This is a genomic window from Actinoplanes sp. NPDC020271 (assembly GCF_044388125.1).
GTDB lineage: Bacteria > Actinomycetota > Actinomycetes > Mycobacteriales > Micromonosporaceae > Actinoplanes.
The window spans coordinates 40,089-59,731 of the sequence record NZ_JBIRWQ010000041.1; the positions used below are offsets into that span (position 1 = coordinate 40,089).

Annotated in this window: 18 protein-coding genes and 1 pseudogene; 15 read left to right on the forward strand and 4 right to left on the reverse strand. The window is 66.7% G+C overall.

Features of this window, described 5'->3' with window-relative positions; translation table 11 throughout:
* Nucleotide 1 precedes the first annotated feature (1 nt).
* The gene (locus ACH442_RS44640) at nt 2-823 is read right to left on the reverse strand and encodes a carbohydrate ABC transporter permease (RefSeq protein ID WP_396344263.1); all 822 of its coding nucleotides are present in this window, start codon (nt 821-823) and stop codon (nt 2-4) included.
* The gene (locus tag ACH442_RS44645) at nt 820-1,752 is read right to left on the reverse strand and encodes a carbohydrate ABC transporter permease (protein ID WP_396344264.1); all 933 of its coding nucleotides are present in this window, start codon (nt 1,750-1,752) and stop codon (nt 820-822) included. The genes ACH442_RS44640 and ACH442_RS44645 overlap by 4 nt, the downstream gene beginning before the upstream one ends.
* A 290-nt stretch (nt 1,753-2,042) precedes the next feature.
* Between ACH442_RS44645 and ACH442_RS44650 the strand changes: the two are divergent.
* The 5 genes and pseudogenes from ACH442_RS44650 to ACH442_RS44670 form a co-directional block, all read left to right on the forward strand.
* Nucleotides 2,043-2,177 (forward strand): annotated as a pseudogene (locus ACH442_RS44650) (hypothetical protein); the annotation flags it as partial.
* Nucleotides 2,178-2,220: 43 nt separating this feature from the next.
* Entirely contained in the window at nt 2,221-3,261 is a 1,041-nt protein-coding gene (locus tag ACH442_RS44655; RefSeq protein ID WP_396344265.1) for a LacI family DNA-binding transcriptional regulator, read from the forward strand.
* Between the two features lie 728 nt (nt 3,262-3,989).
* The gene (locus ACH442_RS44660; RefSeq protein ID WP_396344266.1) at nt 3,990-4,769 is read left to right on the forward strand and encodes a nucleotidyltransferase domain-containing protein; all 780 of its coding nucleotides are present in this window, start codon (nt 3,990-3,992) and stop codon (nt 4,767-4,769) included.
* Between the two features lie 20 nt (nt 4,770-4,789).
* Nucleotides 4,790-5,062, forward strand: a complete 273-nt coding sequence (locus ACH442_RS44665) for a PqqD family protein (RefSeq protein ID WP_396344267.1) — start codon at nt 4,790-4,792, stop codon at nt 5,060-5,062.
* A gap of 28 nt (nt 5,063-5,090) precedes the next feature.
* Nucleotides 5,091-6,092, forward strand: a complete 1,002-nt coding sequence (locus tag ACH442_RS44670) for a winged helix-turn-helix domain-containing protein (RefSeq protein WP_396344268.1) — start codon at nt 5,091-5,093, stop codon at nt 6,090-6,092.
* 136 nt (nt 6,093-6,228) lie between these two features.
* Here the strand turns inward: ACH442_RS44670 and ACH442_RS44675 are convergent, their stop codons facing one another.
* Both ACH442_RS44675 and aroA read right to left on the reverse strand, forming a co-directional pair.
* On the reverse strand, nt 6,229-7,287 hold the full coding sequence (locus tag ACH442_RS44675; protein WP_396344269.1) for a 3-dehydroquinate synthase family protein: 1,059 nt from the start codon (nt 7,285-7,287) through the stop codon (nt 6,229-6,231).
* Nucleotides 7,257-8,519 carry a 3-phosphoshikimate 1-carboxyvinyltransferase gene (gene aroA / locus ACH442_RS44680; protein ID WP_396344270.1) on the reverse strand — a complete coding sequence of 421 codons (1,263 nt, stop codon included), beginning with the start codon at nt 8,517-8,519 and terminating at the stop codon, nt 7,257-7,259. Before aroA ends, ACH442_RS44675 begins: the two co-directional genes overlap by 31 nt.
* 200 nt (nt 8,520-8,719) lie before the next feature.
* Here aroA and ACH442_RS44685 point away from each other — a divergent pair, with 200 nt between their 5' ends.
* From ACH442_RS44685 to asnB, 10 genes are all read left to right on the forward strand, one after another.
* Nucleotides 8,720-9,652, forward strand: coding sequence for an ROK family protein (locus ACH442_RS44685; protein WP_396344271.1), 933 nt, complete (start codon nt 8,720-8,722; stop codon nt 9,650-9,652).
* The gene (locus ACH442_RS44690; protein WP_396344273.1) at nt 9,649-10,311 is read left to right on the forward strand and encodes an HAD family hydrolase; all 663 of its coding nucleotides are present in this window, start codon (nt 9,649-9,651) and stop codon (nt 10,309-10,311) included. The genes ACH442_RS44685 and ACH442_RS44690 overlap by 4 nt, the downstream gene beginning before the upstream one ends.
* Before the next feature lie 14 nt (nt 10,312-10,325).
* Entirely contained in the window at nt 10,326-11,378 is a 1,053-nt protein-coding gene (locus ACH442_RS44695) for a Gfo/Idh/MocA family protein (RefSeq protein ID WP_396344274.1), read from the forward strand.
* Nucleotides 11,375-12,547, forward strand: a complete 1,173-nt coding sequence (locus tag ACH442_RS44700; RefSeq protein WP_396344275.1) for a DegT/DnrJ/EryC1/StrS family aminotransferase — start codon at nt 11,375-11,377, stop codon at nt 12,545-12,547. The genes ACH442_RS44695 and ACH442_RS44700 overlap by 4 nt, the downstream gene beginning before the upstream one ends.
* Before the next feature lie 18 nt (nt 12,548-12,565).
* Nucleotides 12,566-13,192 carry a hypothetical protein gene (locus tag ACH442_RS44705; protein WP_396344276.1) on the forward strand — a complete coding sequence of 209 codons (627 nt, stop codon included), beginning with the start codon at nt 12,566-12,568 and terminating at the stop codon, nt 13,190-13,192.
* Between the two features lie 3 nt (nt 13,193-13,195).
* Nucleotides 13,196-14,065, forward strand: a complete 870-nt coding sequence (locus tag ACH442_RS44710) for a nucleoside-diphosphate kinase (protein WP_396344277.1) — start codon at nt 13,196-13,198, stop codon at nt 14,063-14,065.
* Complete coding sequence (locus ACH442_RS44715; protein WP_396344278.1) at nt 14,062-15,498, forward strand: NAD(P)/FAD-dependent oxidoreductase; 1,437 nt, start codon at nt 14,062-14,064, stop codon at nt 15,496-15,498. Before ACH442_RS44710 ends, ACH442_RS44715 begins: the two co-directional genes overlap by 4 nt.
* A gap of 31 nt (nt 15,499-15,529) precedes the next feature.
* Nucleotides 15,530-16,315 (forward strand): phosphotransferase, encoded by a 786-nt coding sequence (locus tag ACH442_RS44720; RefSeq protein ID WP_396344279.1) that lies wholly within the window; start codon nt 15,530-15,532, stop codon nt 16,313-16,315.
* Nucleotides 16,309-16,935, forward strand: coding sequence for a hypothetical protein (locus tag ACH442_RS44725; RefSeq protein WP_396344280.1), 627 nt, complete (start codon nt 16,309-16,311; stop codon nt 16,933-16,935). Before ACH442_RS44720 ends, ACH442_RS44725 begins: the two co-directional genes overlap by 7 nt.
* A 326-nt stretch (nt 16,936-17,261) precedes the next feature.
* Nucleotides 17,262-19,637, forward strand: coding sequence for an asparagine synthase (glutamine-hydrolyzing) (gene asnB / locus ACH442_RS44730; protein ID WP_396344281.1), 2,376 nt, complete (start codon nt 17,262-17,264; stop codon nt 19,635-19,637).
* The last annotated feature ends 6 nt before the right edge of the window (nt 19,638-19,643 follow it).

Below are 19,643 nucleotides of genomic sequence, written 5' to 3' on the forward strand. Positions count from 1 at the left end.
TTCATCCCTTGAGTCCTCCGGCGAATCCGTTGATGATGCTGCGCTGCAGGGCCAGGTAGACGGCGAGGACCGGGATGATGCTGATCAGCAGGGCGGCGAAGATGAGGTTCCAGTCGGAGACGAACTGGCCGACGAAACCGGCCACGGCGACCGGCATGGTCTGCTGGTCGCTGCCGGACAGGTAGAGCAATGGGGTGAAGAAGTCGTTCCAGACGCTGACGGTGTTGAGCACCAGCGCGGTCACCGTGATCGGTTTGAGCATCGGCAGGATGATGTAGCGGAAGGCGCTGACCGGGCCGCAGCCGTCGATGGTGGCGGCCTCCTCGAAGTCACGCGGCAGGGCCCGCAGGAAACCGACGTACAGGAAGGTCGTGAAGGGAACCTGCAGGCCGGCGTAGAACAGCACCAGGGACCAGACCGAGCCGAGCAGCCCGAGGTCGCGGACGGTCTGGTAGAGCGGCAGGGCGGCGAGCTGGAACGGCAGGATCAGCCCGAGCATGATCAGCAGGAAGGCGCCGCGCGACCAGTGCGCGGTCGAGCGGGCCAGGGGGTATGCGGCCAGCGACGACACCACCAGCACGATCAGCACGCTGACGACGGTGACGATCACGCTGTTGAGCAGGGCGCCGCCGAGACCGCCCTCCTGCCAGGCCTGGCTGAAGTTGGCGAGGGTCGGGTGCCGGGTCGGGCTGATCGGCGAGGAGTTGTCGCCGGGGGCGCGGATCGCGAGGTTGACCAGGACGTACACCGGGAAGGCGAAGGCGATCGCCACGGCGATCATGACAAATTCCAGGGCGGCGGTACGGCGGGTGTAGCGGTTCATGACGCCGCCCTCTCGTTACGGGACAGCCCGGTGTACTGAGCCGCGGAGGCGATGGCGACGATGACGGTGAGCACGACGGCCAGGGCGATGCTGTAGCCGAACTCGCCGAGGGTGAACGCGTCCTTGTAGATCAGGGTGGAGATGGTGTCGGTGGCGTGCCCGGGTCCGCCGCCGGTCAGGGCGTACACCTGGTCGAAGAGTTTGATCCCGCCGATGATCGACAGCATCAGGTTGATCGTGATCGCGGGGGCGAGCAGCGGCCGGACGATCGACCAGAATCGGCGGATCGGGCCGCTGCCGTCGATGGCCGCGGCTTCGTAGATCTCTTTGGGGATCGATTGCAGACCGGCGACGAAGATGACCATCGAGTAGCCGGCGTACTGCCAGACCACGACCAGCACGATCATCCAGAGGGCGAGCTTCGGGTCGCCGAGCCAGTCCTGGCGCCACGAGCCCAGGCCGATCCCGTCGAGGAGGCTGTTGACCGCGCCGTCCGGGCCGAGCAGGTTGCGCCACAGGTAGGCGGTGACGATCTGGGCGATCATCGCCGGGGCGAACAGCAGCACCCGCAGAAAATTCCTCGTCCTGATCATGCTGTTGACGCCCAGGGCGAGCAGTAGCCCGAAACCGTTCTGCAGGACCGTGACGGACACCGCGATCAGCACGGTGTGCCAGATCGCCTGCCGCGCGTCGTCGTCCCCGAGCAGCTCGGTGAAGTTGTGCAGGCCGACCAGCGCGAAGCCGGGGTCGAGGCCGTCCCAGTCGGTGAAGGCGTAGTAGACGCCGCGGGCGCTGGGCACGAGCACGACGAAGGCGAACAGCAGCAGTGCCGGGACGATGAACCACCAGGGTGGCGCACTACTGCGCCGGCGGGGCCGGACCGCGACGGCGGTCCGTCCCGGGAGTCGCTCTTGCAGATCGGTCGTCACGGAGAACCCACCTTGCTGAATCGTTTCATAACGAGGCGGACAGCCGCGGCACCGGCGCCGGGTCAAGGCGGCCACCATGGCGCCGGGTGATGTGGGTAACGTTTTTCAAATGTTTCGCCGACCTTACGAGCGGGTGGCAAACAGCGTCAAGAGGTGCGTGGCCACCAATCTCGGAACCGACTGGCCACAGGCGTTGAAGAGGGCACCCTCGATCGGCGCCGAAATGATCTCTATGGTGGGTAACGTTTCACCGACCACGTGAGGGCGCATGCCCCCACAGCCCGTATCAGCCCGACGGGCACCGCATCGGGGTCACCGCGGTGCGGCTGCTGCTCGACCGCATCACCGGACCACGGCACCCGGCGCCCCAGGTCGAACTCTCCCCCACCCCGGCCATACGGGGCACGACCGCGCCGCCACGCTGATCAGTACGCTTTGCCGCATCCCGAGCCGTAAGAGGAGACCCTGGTGGACAAGCCCGCGTCCCGACGCGTCACGATCGTCGACGTCGCGCGTCACGCCCAGGTGTCGACCACGGCAGTGTCGAAGGTGCTGAACAACGCGTACGGCGCCAGCCCGGCCATGCGGGCCAGGGTGCAGCAGGCGATCGCGGAGCTCGGCTACCGCCCGTCAGCCGCCGCGCGGGGACTGCGCGGGCAGACGTACACCATCGGGGTGATGATCCCGGAGCTGCGCAACCTGTTCTTCGCCGACATCCTCGACGGGATCACCGCCCAGCTCGGCGACAGCGCCTACCAGGTGCTGATCGCGCCCGGCTGCAACGGCGAGAAGGCCGAGGCCCGGGTCATCGACGCGATGATCGACCGCAGCATGGACGGCCTGGTCCTGATCGCACCCGTCTCGGCCAAGAGCCGCCTCAACGAGGTCGCGCGCAGCACACCGACCGTGGTCGTGGGCCGGCACGGCTCCTCACCGGCCTACGACAGCGTCACCGACGACGACCTCGCCGGCGCCGCCCTGGTCGTCGACCACCTCGCCGACCTCGGGCATCGCCGGATCGCGCACATCGAGCACCACGAGACCGACCGGGTACGCCTCGCCGAGATGCCCAACGCGCAACGCGCCCGCGGCTACCGCGAGGCGATGACCGCGCGCGGGCTCGAAGCCGAGATCGACATCGCCTCGACCGCCTACACCCACGAGGGCGGCCACCTCGGCGCGAAACAGCTGCTCGCCCGGCCCCAGCGGCCGACCGCGATCTTCGCCGGCGCCGATGTCGTCGCGCTGGGGGCTCTCGAAGCGATCGCCGAGGCAGGCTTGTCGGTGCCCGGTGACATCTCAGTGGCCGGTTACGACAACAGCGCCCTGGCCGCGTTCGGGCCGATCTCGCTGACCAGCGTCGATCAGGACGGTCGGCAGATGGGCGCCAACGCGGCCCGGCTGCTCGTCGACCGGATCAGCGACCGGGGGCGCCGGACGGTCCAGGTGAAGCTGTCACCCACCCTGACCGTCCGGCGCACCACCGCCGCCGTCGACCCCGCACGGTGATCGTGTACCTGCCGCCCGCCAGGTCCAGCACCGCCATACCGACGCCGCCGCACCGATTCGCCCTTCGAACCCGGCAGCGCGTCGACCGATAGCGTGCCTTGGCGTCGAATTGCACAGAACGGCAGCACCCCGCACTGTCGATGAGCTGATTTTGAGCTGCTCACATCGGCGGCCTTGCGCTGCTCTTGTTGCCGCCTCCCTTGGACGCGAGGAGGTGTCCCACGGGCCGGCACCTGCTGTCCATCCGTTTCGGATGAGGCGCTCATCCCGGCATGTAAGAAGAAATAACCCCATGACCGGACGTTATGCCTAGAATCCACCTAGATCGGAAATAGATAGAGGTCACGGGGTTAATGCAAAACAATTTTGGTTGGTTCAGCAGTAGCCGCCGCGAGGCCGTCTGCCGAGCAAAAGCGGAACCCTGCACTGCTCGGCGGTCCACGTAAAGCGACCTGGCTCGAGCTGACGCTTCCCCGTGACCGCTTGAGGCTGTCCGGCGGCTAACCACAGGCTGATCAATGTTCGTCTCCGTGATGCGGACCTCGCGAACACAGCCACTCCAGCCTGCATACAGCTCGCAACCTGCCCAAACCGCCGCGACGTAGCGGCGCCTCCTCACCGCCGTCAGCGTCGAAGGGGTGAGGCATCCACGCGCGCCGAGATGGCGCTCGACTGCGCCGTCCCTCAGTGGGCATTGCCCTTCGGCGTATTCAAGAAAAGGAGCGGGAATGGTGGACATCTACAGTATCCGCGAGCATTTACAGAGGGCGAATCTAATTCCCGACTCCTGCCTGACCGCCTATGTTGGCGGCTCTTTCGCGCGTGGCTGGCACAACGAGGCCAGCGACATCGATGTTTATGTCATCGCCAGCGAGCCCTGGAGCAGCCCGACGGCCGTCCCGATCGGGGTGACTCTCGAGCCCGCTCATGTCCTGACCGAACGGACCCACGTGGAGGGTGTCCGATGCGATCTGGAGTACTGGACGCCAGCCCAGGTCGACCAGCTCTTCGAGCGGATGAGCTGGGACAGGCTACGCAGCGGCGCCGCCGCCTCGACGAAGCTGTCTGTCGACGAGACGTTCTTCCTGGAGCGTGTCGGTCACGCCATCGCTCTGATGGGAGAGGACCGGTTGCTCGAGCGGCAGGCCGCGCTCCGTGACTCGGCGTATGTCCCGGGCCTGGTGATCAAGGCGTTCAACATGGCCGACGGCTATGCCGAGGACGCTGCGGGCCAGTTGAACGGCGGTGATCCGTCCAGTGCGGTCCTCTCGGCCCGGCTGGCGTTCAACCACGCGGTCGAGGGACTGCTCGCGCACCACGGCGAATACGGCAACAGCCCGAAGTGGCGTGCTCGCCGATTCCGGGCGGCATCCCCGCCCGAGATGGCATTCGACGAGTACTGGGCGATCGAGACCATGCAAACCTTCATCCCTGATCGTCCGGAGGACTGGGTCGTCGAAGCGATCACCGCGAGCCGCCGGCTCCTGTCGACGGTGCCGATCCAGTGATCGACGCCAGAGTGCCGCGGGTGAGCCTCTACAGCCGGGTGCGGCGACTCGGCGGGGCGCTGGTCATCACCGGCCGGGCCGATACCGAGGAGTCGCTGGAGCTCACCGACGCCGCCGAGACCATTTGGCTGTCCATCGATGGTCGTCGCACGGTCCAGGAGATCGCCGCGCGGCTGGCCGAGCAGTACGACGAGGAGGAGGACGAGGTTGCCGACGATGTCGTCACGTTCCTGGAGCAGCTCACCGAGCGGGGACTGGTCGAATGGCCGGACGGTGGTCCGCGACAAGCCTGATGACGCGCTACAACCGGGGATGCACCGCATGACCACGATCACCCTGTCCGACCGCGCGCTGTTGCAGCTTCGCCTGGCCCCCCAACCCGTCTGGGAAGCGCTGGTCAGTGCCGAGCTGCTGGCTCGGCACCGGCGGACGTCACCGTTCCCCTATCGGGGCTGGATGCGATCGGCGCTCGCCGCCGCCCGCGGTAGTGGCGCCGAGGCTTTGATCCGTTGGGCCGGGTCCTGGCCACGGGATCAATTTCCGAACTTCTTGGTCCCACAGCCCCGTCCGGACGATCTGGATCTGGCGGAGTCCTGCCGCCGTATCGAGTCCTGGGAGCCGGAGGCGATCCGGGAGCGGCTGCGTCGCCAGTATCCGCAGGATGTTCCGGTCGCGTTCCGGCAGTTCGCCGTGGACACCGGTGCGGCGCTGCGATCGTTCCAGGAATGCCTGCGAGATTACGCCGAAGTCATCCTGAAGCCGTACTGGAGCACGATCTCCGAGACGCTGGTCGACGACCTGACCTACAGGTCCGGAGTTCTCGCGGCCGGAGGCGTCGAGGAACTGCTCGGTTCCCTGCATCATCGGGTTGATTGGACCAGTCCCGAGCTGACACTCACAGCCCCGGGTGTCGCGGGGGACACCCGAACTCCGGAACGACTGCTTCTCGTCCCGCTGATGTTCGCACGAGACGGTGTCATGGTGGTGGACCTCGACTCCGACACCACGCTGATCGGGTATCAGGCGCGCGGCGCGGCGAATCTTGCCACGAGTGCGAATGTCTCGTCGTCGACGGCCTCGGATCACGTGGTCCAGTTGCTCGGCAGGACCCGGGCCGCGGTCATGCGCGCGCTCAGCATGCCCCGTACGACCACCGCCCTGGCCAGCGAGCTCAGACTGGCGCCCAGCACGATCTCGGAACATCTGTCCGTCCTCGTGGCGTGTCGTATCGCTCTGAGGACGCGTCGTGCGAATCGCGTCTACTACGGATTGACCGAGAACGGCCTGGCTCTGCTCAGCCTGTTGATGGTCGGCCAGAGGTAAATCGTCCTCCGGGCTCGGCTGTCGCGCGGAGATCACACGGGTGTGCTGAGTGCTCCTCGCGGGTGCGGAGGCACCCAGCACACCCGGCTGTCCGAGGCGCAGGCGAACCGCGATTCGAGTGCTGCGAGTGTCCGGCCTACCGCTCCTCGCGAGGCATCTCGGCCAGGGCGTCATGAACGAGACCAGGGTCGACGTCACTGACCAGCTCGACGCCGTTCGGACCGTCCAGAACGAAGCTGAGCCCATGCGTCGCCTTCTTGTCGGCTCGCAGCAGGGGAAGGAGGTCGTCCGTTGCCAGGTCCGCGGGCAGGGCCGGGTTCAGGCCGTAGCTTCGCAGGACATCGAGGTGCTCCTGCTTGCGAGCCAGGTCGATGCGTCCCACTGCCTGTGCCAGCGCGCCGGCGAAGTAGGTGCCGATCGCGACGGCCTCCCCATGACGGATGCGGAAGTCGGTGGCCCGCTCCACGGCATGCCCGAGCGTGTGCCCATAGTTGAGTATGTGACGGAGCCCGGAGTCACGTTCATCAACGCCGACGATCGACGCCTTGAGCCGGACACTCGCCACGATCTGCTGCCCCAACGGAAGCGATCCGATTCCCGGAACACCGATGAAGTGGCAGCGCGCCAGTTCTCCGAGCCCGTTGAGCTGCTCGCGCACCGGCAGAGTCGAAAGGTAGTCGGTGTCGCACAGAACGGCACTCGGCTGCCAGTAGCTGCCGATCAGGTTCTTGCCACCGGGAAGATTTACTGCGGTTTTCCCACCGACGCTGGCATCCACCTGAGCGAGGAGCGAGGTCGGTAGATGGACGACAGGAATGCCCCGGTGATAGAGCGACGCCGCGAGTCCCGTGGTGTCGGTGATGGTGCCACCGCCGCAGGCGACCACCGCGTCCCGGCGGCCCAGGCCGAACTCGGCGAAGCTCCGGCACAGCGATTCCACCGTGGTGAGCGTCTTGGTGTGCTCACCGTCGGACAGCTGAATGACGCGAGCGGGTATTCCCGGGTCCGGTGTCCACTCGGTAGGACGAGAGCTCACGACGACAACCCGCCGCGCGTCCAGCGCACCGAGAACGTCAGGTAGTTCGTGGCGTACTCCGGGACCGATGGCAACGGTGTAGCTTCGAGCGCCGACAGTGACGGGTATCCGGTCGATGTGGATTTCGTTCACTGGAAGGAACCGGTGGCGTGCCGCCATTGATTGCGCAGATCACGGAACACCTCATGGAATTCCGGGAAAGTCTTCTTGACGCATTGCGGATCATCCAGTGTCAGGGAATCCGCGCGTAGTCCGGCGACGCTGAAAGCCATGGCAATGCGGTGATCGGCGTTGCAGTCGATCACCGCTGGACCGGGTCGGCCGGGTTGGATTTCGATCCAGTCGCGGCCCGTGGCCACCCGGATTCCCATAGCGCTCAGGTTTGTGGCGCAGGCGTCGAGGCGATCGCATTCCTTCACCCTGGTGTTGTAGACGTCCTCGATACGTACCGGACCGTCGGCGTAAGGAGCGATCGCGGCAAGTGTCGGCATGGTGTCCGAGATATCTCGCATATTGACAGTGATTCCGGAAAGCCGACCGGTTCCGGAAACAGTCGTCCGGCTTTCCTCCATTTTCACTTCCGCCCCCATCCTGCGAAGGACGTCGACAAATGCGATATCACCCTGCATGGCGCCCGTGCCGAGGCCGGGAACGGTGACTGAGTTGCCGGTGAGTGCCGCCGCAGCGAAGAAATAACTGGCGGTGGAGGCGTCGGGCTCAATGCGGTATTCACGGGCTGAATACCGTTGTGCCGGGACCGTGAAAGTATCCTGGTCCGAGGCGACGGAGACCCCGAAGTCGCGCATCATCTGGACGGTCATCTCCACATACGGCCGAGACACCATGTCGGTGACCTGGATTTCCAGTCCCTCGTCCATGGCTGGTGCGGCCATCAGAAGTGCTGTCAGGAATTGTGAGGAGACCGAGGCGTCGAGTTGTAACCGTCCGCCGCGCAGACCTGCTCCGCGGATCAGTATCGGCAAGTGGTCCTCGTGCTCTTCGAACTGCAGGTCGGATCCGAGCCGGCGTAGTGCCGCGGTGAGCGGGCCCACCGGGCGGTTGCGCATTTGCGGTGAGGCGTCGAAGCGGAATCGTCCGTGGCCGATGGCGGCCAGAGCGGGCAGGAACCGGGCGGCAGTCCCGGCGTCACGACAATAGACATCGGCGGAATCGGCAGGCGGCCCGTCCGTTCTCCCCTCGACGGCCCAGGTTTCGCCGGTCTCCTCCACGCGATAACCAAGGGTGCGCAAGCCCTGCCGGAAAGCCTGGGTGTCGTCGGAGTCCAAGGAGCCGTGCAGTAACGAGGTCCCATCTCCCAGCGCCGCGAGGAATAGGGCTCGGGCGGTGACGGACTTGGAGCCGGGGATCTGAACGTTCGTCAACGATTCCACCTTTGTCCTCTCCCGCCGATCGGGAGAACCGAAGGGAGTCTACTGACCTGCCGCTCTCCGGTCGGAAACGGGCGAGACCCGAGGCTGAAGCCGAAGTTGATCGGTCACTGCGCGTAACTGGCCAGGTTGGCCGACGTCGCGATGGCATGGGTAGTTGCAGTTGCATCAATGTGAATGCAAGATGATGCGAACTTCACGGGGTGCGCCCGAACTTCAATGTTGGGTGGACTGCTGGTGCGCGACAGGAGGCACCCATCATTCTGCAACAAATATCGCCTGATCACACGCGTTCTGGTCCGCATGCCGGGACCGATACGCCTCGTCCGCACGATGTCGCTGTCGACATCGGTGGCACCAGTTGGTCGGTGGCGACATGGAGGAATAACGGTTTACATCTCGTCGGGTCCGGGACGACCGGAACGGCGTCACCTGGAGATTTGGTAGAACTGCGGGCCACTTTTCAGCAAGCCTGTGTTTCGGCCATAACCGAATCACCCGCGCCATTGCGAGTCGGCGTCTCTTTTCCCGGTAGCGTCAACAGCAGCGGTGTCGTCGTGGCATGGCCGAACCGGCCACTCTGGATCGGGTGGCGGTTGCGTGAGGTCTTGGGCTTCCCGCCCGGCGTCGCCGCGACGATGTGCGATGACGGCGTGGCAGCGATATTGGGGGAAGGCATGCTCGGTGTCGGCCGCGGCGTGGCGGACTTCCTTCTGGTCAGTTTCGGCACCGGTATCGGCGGCGGTGTGCTTCTCGATCGCCGGGTTCGCCCGGCCGCGCACGACGCCCGGACGATCGGCCATATCAGAGCCCTGGGCACCGATCGGCTGTGCCGGTGCGGTCATCGAGGCTGCCTGCAGACAGCGCTGGAGACGTTGCCGGACGACGAGGGTCTGGCGCGGCAAGGACTCACCACCTGGCCGGACGGGATGCGCCTTGTCGACACACTGAGCGACCTGGCCAGAGTTCTCGGTGTCCCGACGGTCGTGCTGACCGGTGGACGGCTGCGCCGTTCAGCGTTGCGGCAAACACTGACGTCGGCCATGACGGCGGCGGGCCTCCGAGTCCTCGTCCCGATCGACACAGAAGGATCGGCTCTGCTGGGTGCCTTCCTGGCGAAGGAGCCACTGCCATGACGCTGACCGTGCTGTTCGACTTGGACGGAACGCTCGCCGACTCGGAGCACGTCGCCGTCGAGGCGTTCCAAGCGGCGTTCGCCGAGTGCGTGGGACCGGGACGTGCGCCCGCAGATCGCCTGCTGGCGATGGCCGGCATGCCCTTCGAACGCATCGTCGAGACCCTCGGCCTGCCGGTCGCGATGGGGCCCGCTTTCAGGCGGCACTCGGTGGCCCGGGTGCATCGCGTGCGCCTGTTTCCCGGCGTCACCGACATGCTGACCACGCTCGCCGGCCACGGTGTGGGCATGGGGATCATCACCGGGAAGGATCGCCGTCGTGCCGAACAGGTGATCGACATGACGGGACTCGGCGCCTTCTGCACGGAGCTTGTCACGCCCTCCGATCCGCCCGCTCCCAAGCCCGCTCCGGACGGCGTTCACTGGCTGATCGGCCGGCTGTCCGGCACGGCTCGCGACACTGTCCTGGTCGGGGACTCGGTCAGTGACATCCAAGCAGGACAGGGCGCGGGTGTGTACACCGTCGGCTGCACCTGGGGCGCCGGGCTGAGCGACGTTCTCCAGGCCGCACGGCCCGACGCGATGGTCGGATCCATGGCGGAACTGGAAGCAGTGCTGACGGCACGAATCCCGCAGGTCTCCCACCGGCACGGACGATGAACGCCGGCCTGCGGGTGCTGGTCGTCGGCGCGGGCGCCATCGCACAGCGAATCCATCTTCCCTATGTCGTGACCGACCCTCGCGTCGGCAAGGTGCTGGTGGCCGACCGCGACCGCGACGCCGTCGACCGTTCCGTCGAGAAGTTCGGTGTCGAGGCGTACGACGGCGATCTTGCCTCGTCCGGCGCGGATCTAGCCATCATCTGCACACCGCCTCGATCTCATGCGCCACTCATCCTCGAGGCGCTCGCCGCCGGCATGCACGTGGTGTGTGAGAAGCCGTTGGTCACCTCCCCTCGAGCGGCTGCGGAGATCGAACACATCAGCCGGCGGGTAGATCGACAGGTCTTCGCCTGCTATACCAATCGCTTCCGCGACGATGTGCGGCGTCTTCGGCGAGCGATCCGCGAGGGGATGCTCGGGCACGTCACGGAGGTGACAGCCACCTGGTCACGTCGCTCCGGCGTTCCGGGCACCACCGGCGGCTTGGAATCCGGTGTCCTCTGGGATCTCGGCGCCCATCTGGTGGACCTCGCTCTCTGGTGCACCGGCTGGTCCGGTCGAGCCGTTGCTCTCGCCACCGGAACACGACCCGATCCGGATGCCGGATCGCTGGCAGCCGGCTGGTATCAGGGCGACGACACCGTGGGACACAGGCCGGAGATGTCATACCAGGCGATCAACGCCCTGGCTCAGGTCGGGCACGGCACGATACGGATTCGCGCGTCCTGGCACGATGTCGTCGCCGCGGACCTGGTCACCGTACGAGTCGAGGGCTCCGAGGGCAGCGCCGAGCTGCGCACGGTGTTCGGGTTCAGCCCGGCGCGGCAGACCGTGACCGGACCCAGCCTGAGAGTCCTCGACCTGCGGCATGGGTGGCGAGACCTGGTACCGGACCAGTCACGAGAGCCCACCGAGTACCACCGCCAACTCGACGAGGCGTTGTGCGAGAACCCCACCGATGACCTGCGCGCAGCAGTCCGATCAGTAGCACTGTGTGATGCCTTCGCCCGGTCTCTGGACGAGGGCGGGGCAGCCACGGTCGACGTTCCCGAGGAGAATCCTTGAGCAGCTTCGCCCCGATCAAGAACTCCTCTCCGGTACGGACGCGCCCCTATCCGGCCTGGCCTCGATCCACTCCCGCGGCGCAGCAGCGACTGATGGCCGCTCTGAACAGCGGACACTGGTGGCAGTCCGGTCACGGAGCCGCCGAGGAGCTTGAGGCGCGCCTGGCCGAGGATCATCAGGCGGTCGCCTGTGTCGCTGTCGCCAACGGAACCGTCGCGCTGGAGGTGGCGCTCCGCGCTCTGCATATCGGTCCTGGTGACGAGGTTCTGGTTCCGGCCACGACATTCGTTTCCACGGCCTCAGCGGTGGTCGCGGTCGGCGCACGGCCGGTCCCCGTGGACGTGTGTGCCGAGACATGGTGCCTGGATCCGGATGCCGCCGAACCGGCGGTCACCGCACGGACTCGTGCGTTGATCGTGGTGCATCTCGCCGGACAGCCCGCCGACCTCGACGCTGCTCGAGCACTGTGCGACCGTCATGGCATCGCGCTGATCGAGGACAGCGCCCAGGCCACGACCGCAGAGTGGCGCGGTGCGCGCGTCGGGACGGCCGGCGATCTCACCACCTTCAGCTTCCAGGCCGCGAAGCTCCTTCCCGGGGGCGACGGCGGCGCTGTGGTGATTCGCGACGACCGGGCGCTGGCAGGTCGTGTTGAACTGCTGGCCAACTGCGGGCGTCCCCGCGGAAGCGGCACGTACCACTTCACGGCGATCGGGACGAACGCGCGGATCAGTGAGTTCGCGGCCGCACTCGTGCTCGGCCACCTGCCCGAGTACGAGGACCTCTGGCGTCGCAGGGACCGCAACGCCCAAGCTCTGACCGAGAGGCTCCGCGCTGTGGATCCGGGACTGGTGATCGGCACCGACCCGGCCGTGACCCGTCACGACCATTACATGTTCATGCTGCGGCTGCCGGAGCCCGCACGCGCGGCCGGTCTCACCAATACGGCAACCGCCGCGGCGCTGACCGCCCAGGGCATCCCGGTTTCGGTCATGTACCCACCGTGGTCCGACAACCCGCTGTTCGCCGTCCAGGGGGCGCGGACGCCGGTCGCCGGAGAGGCCGGAGCCGCGGGTCTGTGGCTGCATCACCGGCTGCTGCTCGACGACGATGTGGCTGACGACGTCGCGCGGGCAATGGTCCGGGTGCTCGACGTCGCTGAGGTGTGAACCCGGGTGCCCTCTTCGATGTTCTCCCTGGAGCACCTGGTCTGCGAAGTGCCGAGTCTGGATGCGGCGCCCGGATTCCGCTGGTACGAGATCGATGGCGACGACGCGGATGCCGTCCGCGCGGCCGGCGGCGGCGCCTCTGCCGGCGGCGAGGTGATCGTGGCGACAAGGCGCGAGGCCTCGGCGATCCACGAGATGCTCCCTACGGCCACGGGCGGTCCGGCGACGCACCTGCAGTTCGAGATCGGCAACGGCAAGAGCGGTCAGGCCGCGGTCGTCGCGGTGCGTGATCGTGGCCTGACGCCGATCCCGGCGTGCCATCTGGCGGCGACGCCGTCGACGTTCAGTCACCTGAGAAGGGTGGGGGAGGACCTCGCCGCGTTGGGTTCGCCGATCGTAAAGGTTGTCTTTCCGGCTTCGGAGGACAGGCATGTGCGATGGGCGGAGCAGCTACTGCAGGACTGGCCGCACGACCAGGTCGGCCTCAGCCTCACTCCGGCCGGACACCGTCAGGGACGGGTGCGTGCCGCCCTCGCCGGATCGCGATTGGTCTTCGCGCCGCTGGTGAGCACGTCCGAGCGGATGTCCGCGTTCTGGTACCGGCAACTGATCGTCTCGTCCACTCCAGGCCCGAAGGACTGCTGACTCATGCGAGACCTCGCCCTCTTGATGGTGAAGCCGGATGGGGTGCATCAACACCTCACCGGATCTGTTCTCACGTTTCTCGGTCACCGAGGCTTCACTGCGCTCGCCACGAAGGACGTTGCGCTCACTCCGCAGTTACGCGCCCAGCTCTATGCGACGACGCGTACGGGTGGCCGGCTCGACTGGGAACTCAACGCCGTGCTGTACGGCCTCGGGCCGGTTACCGCCGTACTGCTGCGCGGTCCGGCCGAAGCGGCCGGCTGCGACAGTGCGGCGGCCTACTTGTCCAGCCGGCTCAAAGGGCACTTCCTGCCCACGCGGGCCAAGCCGGACACCATCCGCGGCAGCCTCAACGCCATGAATCCCATTTTCAACCTGGTGCACGCGTCCGACGACGAGGAGGAGCTGGCGCGTGAAGTCCCGGTGCTCTTCGGATGCTCGGTGAGCGAGGCGGTGAGCTTGGGCGTGGCCGATGTTCAACATCCCGCCCGGCCCGTCGATCACTGGCGGAACGTGGGCCACACCGTCGCCGCGTTCCTCGGCGGCGAGCAGGTCGGCGATGCGACCGCGGCAACCGCTGGCCTGAGTGTTCTCGGTGATGCCGGATGGCCGATGGCCGAGCCGGATCGCCGTGCCGCCTTCGAAGCGGTCCGGGACGCCCGCCCCGCGTTGCAAGCCGCGGTACGCCGAGATCCGCGCTGCCGAGATGCCGGGCTGCCCGCGGTCATCGCGGGACATGAAGCGGATCTACCTGACTTCGCGCACTTCAGCAGCTCGGCCCAGGCACTTCCGAATCCGCCCTCGGTATGGGCGACCTACCTCGCATACACCTCTCTCCGCTATCTCGACCTCTGTCTGGAGACTCCTGCATGAGCACCAAAGTCCTTGTCGTCGGTAGCGGCATCATCGGGAAGAGCATCGCGCTACGCCTGGCCGAGTCCGGACATCGTGTGGTCTGCGTCGGCCCTGACCCGATGCGCGCCGGAACCGCGTCCACGGCCGCCGGCGCCATGCTCGGTGTCCTGGGTGAGGTGACCGATGACGCGTCGTCCGGCCTGGATGCCGCCGAGCTGCGGTTCCGGTTCGAAGCGGGGCGCCGTTACCCGGAGTTTCTGGACAGGATCGCGCGTCGCTCGGGTGTCCAGGTCCCGCTGACCTACGGGACCGTGATCATCGCGACCGGTGCGAACGTCGCCGACGCCGCGAATCTGCGGGCCATCGAGAAGGCCGCCGATAAACTCGGGTTACGACACGAGCGGACTGTCGCGGATCACCGGGTCGGCGTGCGCCCGGCGGTGGGTCATGAACCGACCGCGGCGACATTCCTGCCGGACGAGGGTTTCGTCGACACCGGCCGGCTGATGGACGCTCTCCACCAGGCGCTGGCCGCGTCGCCCGAGGTGACGCTCATCGACGCCGAGGTGGCCGCGGTGGAGACCGACGGGTCGGTGGCCATGGGAGCGCGCCTCGACGACGGCACGGTCGTCTCGGCGGACCACGTGGTCCTCGCCAACGGGGTCGGCGTCCAACCTCTGTTGGACGCCTTGGGCCTGGTCGTGGGCACGCTCCCCAGACTGCTTCCGGGTAAGGGCGTGAGTCTGCTGGTGGAAGGGGTGACGGACCCGTTTCCGTACGTGATCCGAACCCCGAACCGGGACTTCGCGTGCGGAAGCCATGTCGTTCCGCGTGGCTCGGGCACTCTCTACGTGGGTGCCACCAACCGTGTGTCGGCCACACCCGGCAGTTCGCAGGGGGTGACGCCCGGCGAGGTGCACGCCCTGCTGCACAGCGTCATGCACGAGGTCAACGTCGGGATCAGGGTGGCTTTACTCGCCTCCACGCGATACGGCCTGCGGCCACTGAGCAGCGACCGTTATCCGTTGATCGGTTCGACGGCCCTGTCCGGCCTGTCGATCGCGACCGGAACATACCGCAACGGAATCCTGATGGCGCCGCTGGTGGCCGACATCATCCACGAGCACCTCACGTCGTCGACGCCCACGCTGACCAACCCGTTCAGCCCGTCGGCGTCGTTCCGGACCCGGCCGGCAAGCCCGCGGACCGAGGACGTCCTCGATGAAGGCCTGCGTCACCTGGTCTCCTTCCTTCTCGAGCCTGGTGGTTCCATGCCGTATGACCGGCGTCGCGAGCTGCTGGCGTTCCTGTCGGAGCTGTCGCATCTGGCTTTCGTGGATTCCCCGGAGACCAAGGACAGGCGGGCCAGGATTCAGCAGACGCTGGCCGACTACCCGGTCGCGGAGATGGTTCCCCAATTGTTCTATGAGCTCTCGGGCCCGAAGTCCTGAGATGAGACGGACCGAGTTCGACACTGCCACCTTGAGCCTGGACAAGGTTTCCCTGGGCGGGCGGTCGCACCGCGGGCATCGTGGTCGCACGTCTGATGGCACCACGGTGATGGTCAAGACGGGAGGGGACGCGGCGCGGCTCGCCTATGAGTTCGACATCCTGCGAGCGCTGGAGTCCGTGAACGTGTTGGCCCCGTCGCCGATCGCTCTGACGCGCATCGGTCGGGAGCCGGCGCTCGTGGTGTCCTGGATCGACGGCATCCCTCCGACTGGTGCGGCCGCCTGGCGGCGGCTCGGCGCCAGCCTGGCCCGGTTGCACAGCTTGCCGCCCACGCCGACGACCCGGGTGCAGCCGAATCTCCGCATCTCCGAGCTTCCGGATTCCGTCCGATCCGCTCTGGGCGCGGCGACGACGACGATCCTGACCACGCCCATGCCGGGGAGCGACACGGTGTTCAGCCACGGCGATGCCGGCCCGGAGAACTTCCTCGATCACAGCGACGGCGGCGCATTGATAGATTTCGAGTCGTCTTGCCGGCAGCCCGCCGGCTCCGATCTTGGGCGCTGCCTCTTCCTGATCGCGGACACTGCGCCGGGCGAAGCCCACAACGCTGCCGTTGCGCTGCTCGAAGGCTACGGCGCGGGTGTCCTCTCTCCGGCGGACCTCTTCGGATGGGCGGCTCGCGAGGGACTGCGCATCGCGGACTGGCGCCATCGTCATGCGGGCCGCCCGAACGTTCCGAGCTGGCAGCGAGCCACAGCCACGGCGGCTCTCTGCTGGTCGCAAACCGGCCGACATGAGGGACCCGAATGTTGATCGAGGTAAGCGGTCCCGATGGATCGGGCAAGTCGACTCTGGTCGACGGCATCCGGGCGCGGATCCGCGAGTCCGGTGGGATTTCCTATGAGCGCACGCTGCGTTCCGAGGGCCGGGTCGTCCTGGAGATGGTGGAGAACAGCACCGCCGATGCGGCCAGCCGCTTCTCGCCGCGCGAGGTGGAGATCGCTGTGCTGCTCGACGCCGTCAGCCAGTCGGCGGCCGAGCTGACCAAGTATCAGGGCGCGTCGACGACGCACGTCCTGGTTCAGCAACATCGGTGCGCATTGCTGGCGCGACTGCACCGCCGAGGGCTCGCCGGCCACCCCGAACTGCTCGCTCTGCTCGACCACCTCACGGTTCCGGACCTGTCACTGCGACTACAGGTGTCGGGCAGCACGTGTATGGCCCGGATCCGCAATCGCCGCAAGGGCGACGGCCTGCTCGCGCGTGCCTCGCCGGAGGCGGAGATGAGCTCGTTGGTGCGATCGTTCGACGCTGCCGCGTTGACGCTGGGGTACCCCCAAGTGCCAATCGACGGGGAGAGAGCCGCTGATGAGACTCTCGAGACGGCTTGGCGGCATGTCGCCGAGCTGCTCGTCATTCCGGCCATCCGGTGAGGTACGGGTCGAACGTCACCTGGCGGAACTGCTTGACAGCGATCCCTCCTATTCCCGTGTCGGACAGCGGTGGATTCCGCGCGCTTGTCACCGTCCGTCGCATTCGGTCAGGACCGAATGTGTGGAGAAGGTCCTCGATCGATGTTTGACTGTGACTACGGCGCAAGCCTTACCCGCCCGACCGGACACGGAAAGGTGGGGAACCCAATTTTTGCTTCCGGAGGTGAATCAGCATGAAGAAGTACTCGAAGCCCGCCGCTCGCCCGGTGACCATCTCGTCGGTCCTGCGCAACAACCACTGATGATGTGTCCGGGTGCTTCCCGTCATGCGACGGGAAGCACCCGGACATCGTTGCCGTCGATGCGCTGCCGATCGCGCGCCGACGATCTCGGTAGACAAGTGGACCGTGCCCCTAGGTGGCGTGTTACTGACAGGAGTGGATCACCTCATGTGCGGACTTGCCGGAGTGGCGAGATTCGGCGGCGGAATGCTCTCGTCGGAGTCCGACGCGCTGCTTGCCGCAATGACCCGGCGGGTTGCGCATCGCGGGCCGGACGAGCAGGTCACATGGCGTGGAGGGGCGGTCGGCCTGGGTTTCACGCGTTTGGCTCTGGTCGCGCCGGACGCCGGTGATCAGCCGCTCTGGACCGATGACGGTTCGATCGTCGTCATCGCGAACGGCGAGGTCTACAACCACCGGCAGCTCGAGCAGACGCTTCCCTCGGGAACGCACATGCGCACCGGGTCCGATTGTGAGGTGCTCGGCTACCTCTATCGGGAACGAGGAATGAAGTTCCTCGACGATGTCAACGGCATGTTCGCCATCGTGCTCCACGACGTACGCCGGAATCGCCTGGTGCTGGCCCGCGACCGATTCGGCATCAAGCCACTGTATTTCCACCGCAACAATGATCGGATAGTTTTCGCATCCGAGATGAAGGCTCTCTTCGCGGATTCGGCAACGCCGCGATCGGTGGACTGGCAGGCGAGCCTGGGCAGCCCGATCCTCCAGAGCGCTCCGGTTTTGAATTCGACCGGGCCGGTCACCTGGTTCACCGGAATCGAGTATGTGGCCCCGGGCACCATCGTCGAGATCGACCTCGCTGACGGAAGAACCACGACACATTCCTACTGGACGTTTCCGGGCAGCGCGGAGCCGCTTTCCTTGTCGGACGAGGAAGCCACCGAGGAATACGGCAGGCTCCTCGCCGCTGCCGTGGCGGACTGCGCCACTGCCGACGCCGAGTTGGGTATGTTCCTCAGCGGCGGCGTCGACTCGGCGGCGGTTGCCGCGCTGGCGTCGCGGACGACCACGTTGCACACCTTCACGATTCTGAACCCGAGCACCGTCGAGAACGGCGACTCGTATTACGCGGACCTGATCGCGCGGCAGTACGGCTTCACCAACCACCAGGTCTACCTGCCTCGGCAGCATCACGCCACCGTCGATGAGTGGCGTCGCCATCTCTGGCTGCTGGAGACGCCGATGGCCGGCCCGGACTCGTACCTCAAGCAAGAGATGCATCGGTATGCGCGCACTGTTCGTCCCGATCTCAAGGGCATGCTGCTCGGGGCCGCGAGCGACGAGTTCAACGGCGGTTACTCCACCGACTACGCCGGCGGCGGCGACTGGACCGACTTCACGACGAACCTCACCGGTATGGCGCGGCGCGGGCAGGACCAGTACGACCCTTCCAGGGCGAACTGGAACGAGGCCATGCAGGCGGCGGTGATCCGGAACCCCACCGACCGGGGCGCAGGCGACGATTACCTCACCTATCTTCGGTACGAGTACCAGAAGGTGCAGCAGTACAACGTGTGGATCGAGGATCGGGCGGCGGCGGGAAGCGGGATCGAGGCACGGGTTCCCTTCCTCGATCATCGTCTGGTCGAGTTCGTCACCGCGATCCCGCCGCACCAGCGGCGCCGGCTCCTGTGGGACAAGCGGATCCTGCGCGACGCCGTACGCGACGTCCTTCCCGTCGAGGTCTCGGAACGGGAGAAGGTTCCCTTCGTCTACGGGGAGGGAGTGCAGCACACCTACCGTTCGGTGGTCCGGCTGCTGACCCAATCCGGTCGCGCCTTGGTCGATCAGGCCCTCTCAACCGATGGCGCCCGCGAGCATATCGAGGGGAAGACTCTGCACCGGCTTCTCGACCGGATGGCCGGTGGCGAGCAGCTCGAGGTCGCCAACCTGGCGTTGCGACTGGTCAACCTCGGACTGCTCGACGCCATGGTGGCTGATCTGCCGCCGGCTGTCATCGACCAACCGGTACCGGCCGTGCTCACCGCCTGGCCGGACAGCGATTTCGCCGCCGACGGCGGTCAGGGCATCACCTCCCGAATCCTGGAGCTGCCCACCGCGGACCTGAACACGGTTCCGGTCTGGTCGGACGACGTGTTGCTCGTCGACGCCATCGACGGATCAGGGCAGCGGTTCGTCGCGGTCAACGGTGTCATCGAATTCGTCATCAACGACGAGAACAAGCATTGGCGTGACTTCGTCGCTGTCGTGGACGGTGACAAAACGGTAGGAGAGCTACTGAACGCCGTCGGGGCGGACTACGCCGCCGTTGCCGAGCCGCTGGGCCGGGTCCTCGACCTCGGTCTGCTCCGGATGACGAGCACCGAACCGGCCGACCAGAGCTCGGAACTCCTGTCGGTTGCCGGGTATGGCAGCACCGCGCCAGTGTCCGCCTGACCCAGG

Bases quoted from the DNA above. Each gene is read 5' to 3' on its own strand.
- ACH442_RS44715 (WP_396344278.1), top strand. From the start codon at position 14,062: ATGAGCACCAAAGTCCTTGTCGTCGGTAGCGGCATCATCGGGAAGAGC.
- ACH442_RS44675 (WP_396344269.1), bottom strand. From the start codon at position 7,287: ATGGCGGCACGCCACCGGTTCCTTCCAGTGAACGAAATCCACATCGAC.
- ACH442_RS44710 (WP_396344277.1), top strand. From the start codon at position 13,196: ATGCGAGACCTCGCCCTCTTGATGGTGAAGCCGGATGGGGTGCATCAA.
- ACH442_RS44670 (WP_396344268.1), top strand. From the start codon at position 5,091: ATGACCACGATCACCCTGTCCGACCGCGCGCTGTTGCAGCTTCGCCTG.
- asnB (WP_396344281.1), top strand. From the start codon at position 17,262: ATGCGACGGGAAGCACCCGGACATCGTTGCCGTCGATGCGCTGCCGAT.
- ACH442_RS44725 (WP_396344280.1), top strand. From the start codon at position 16,309: ATGTTGATCGAGGTAAGCGGTCCCGATGGATCGGGCAAGTCGACTCTG.
- ACH442_RS44705 (WP_396344276.1), top strand. From the start codon at position 12,566: ATGTTCTCCCTGGAGCACCTGGTCTGCGAAGTGCCGAGTCTGGATGCG.
- ACH442_RS44660 (WP_396344266.1), top strand. From the start codon at position 3,990: ATGGTGGACATCTACAGTATCCGCGAGCATTTACAGAGGGCGAATCTA.
- ACH442_RS44640 (WP_396344263.1), bottom strand. From the start codon at position 823: ATGAACCGCTACACCCGCCGTACCGCCGCCCTGGAATTTGTCATGATC.
- ACH442_RS44690 (WP_396344273.1), top strand. From the start codon at position 9,649: ATGACGCTGACCGTGCTGTTCGACTTGGACGGAACGCTCGCCGACTCG.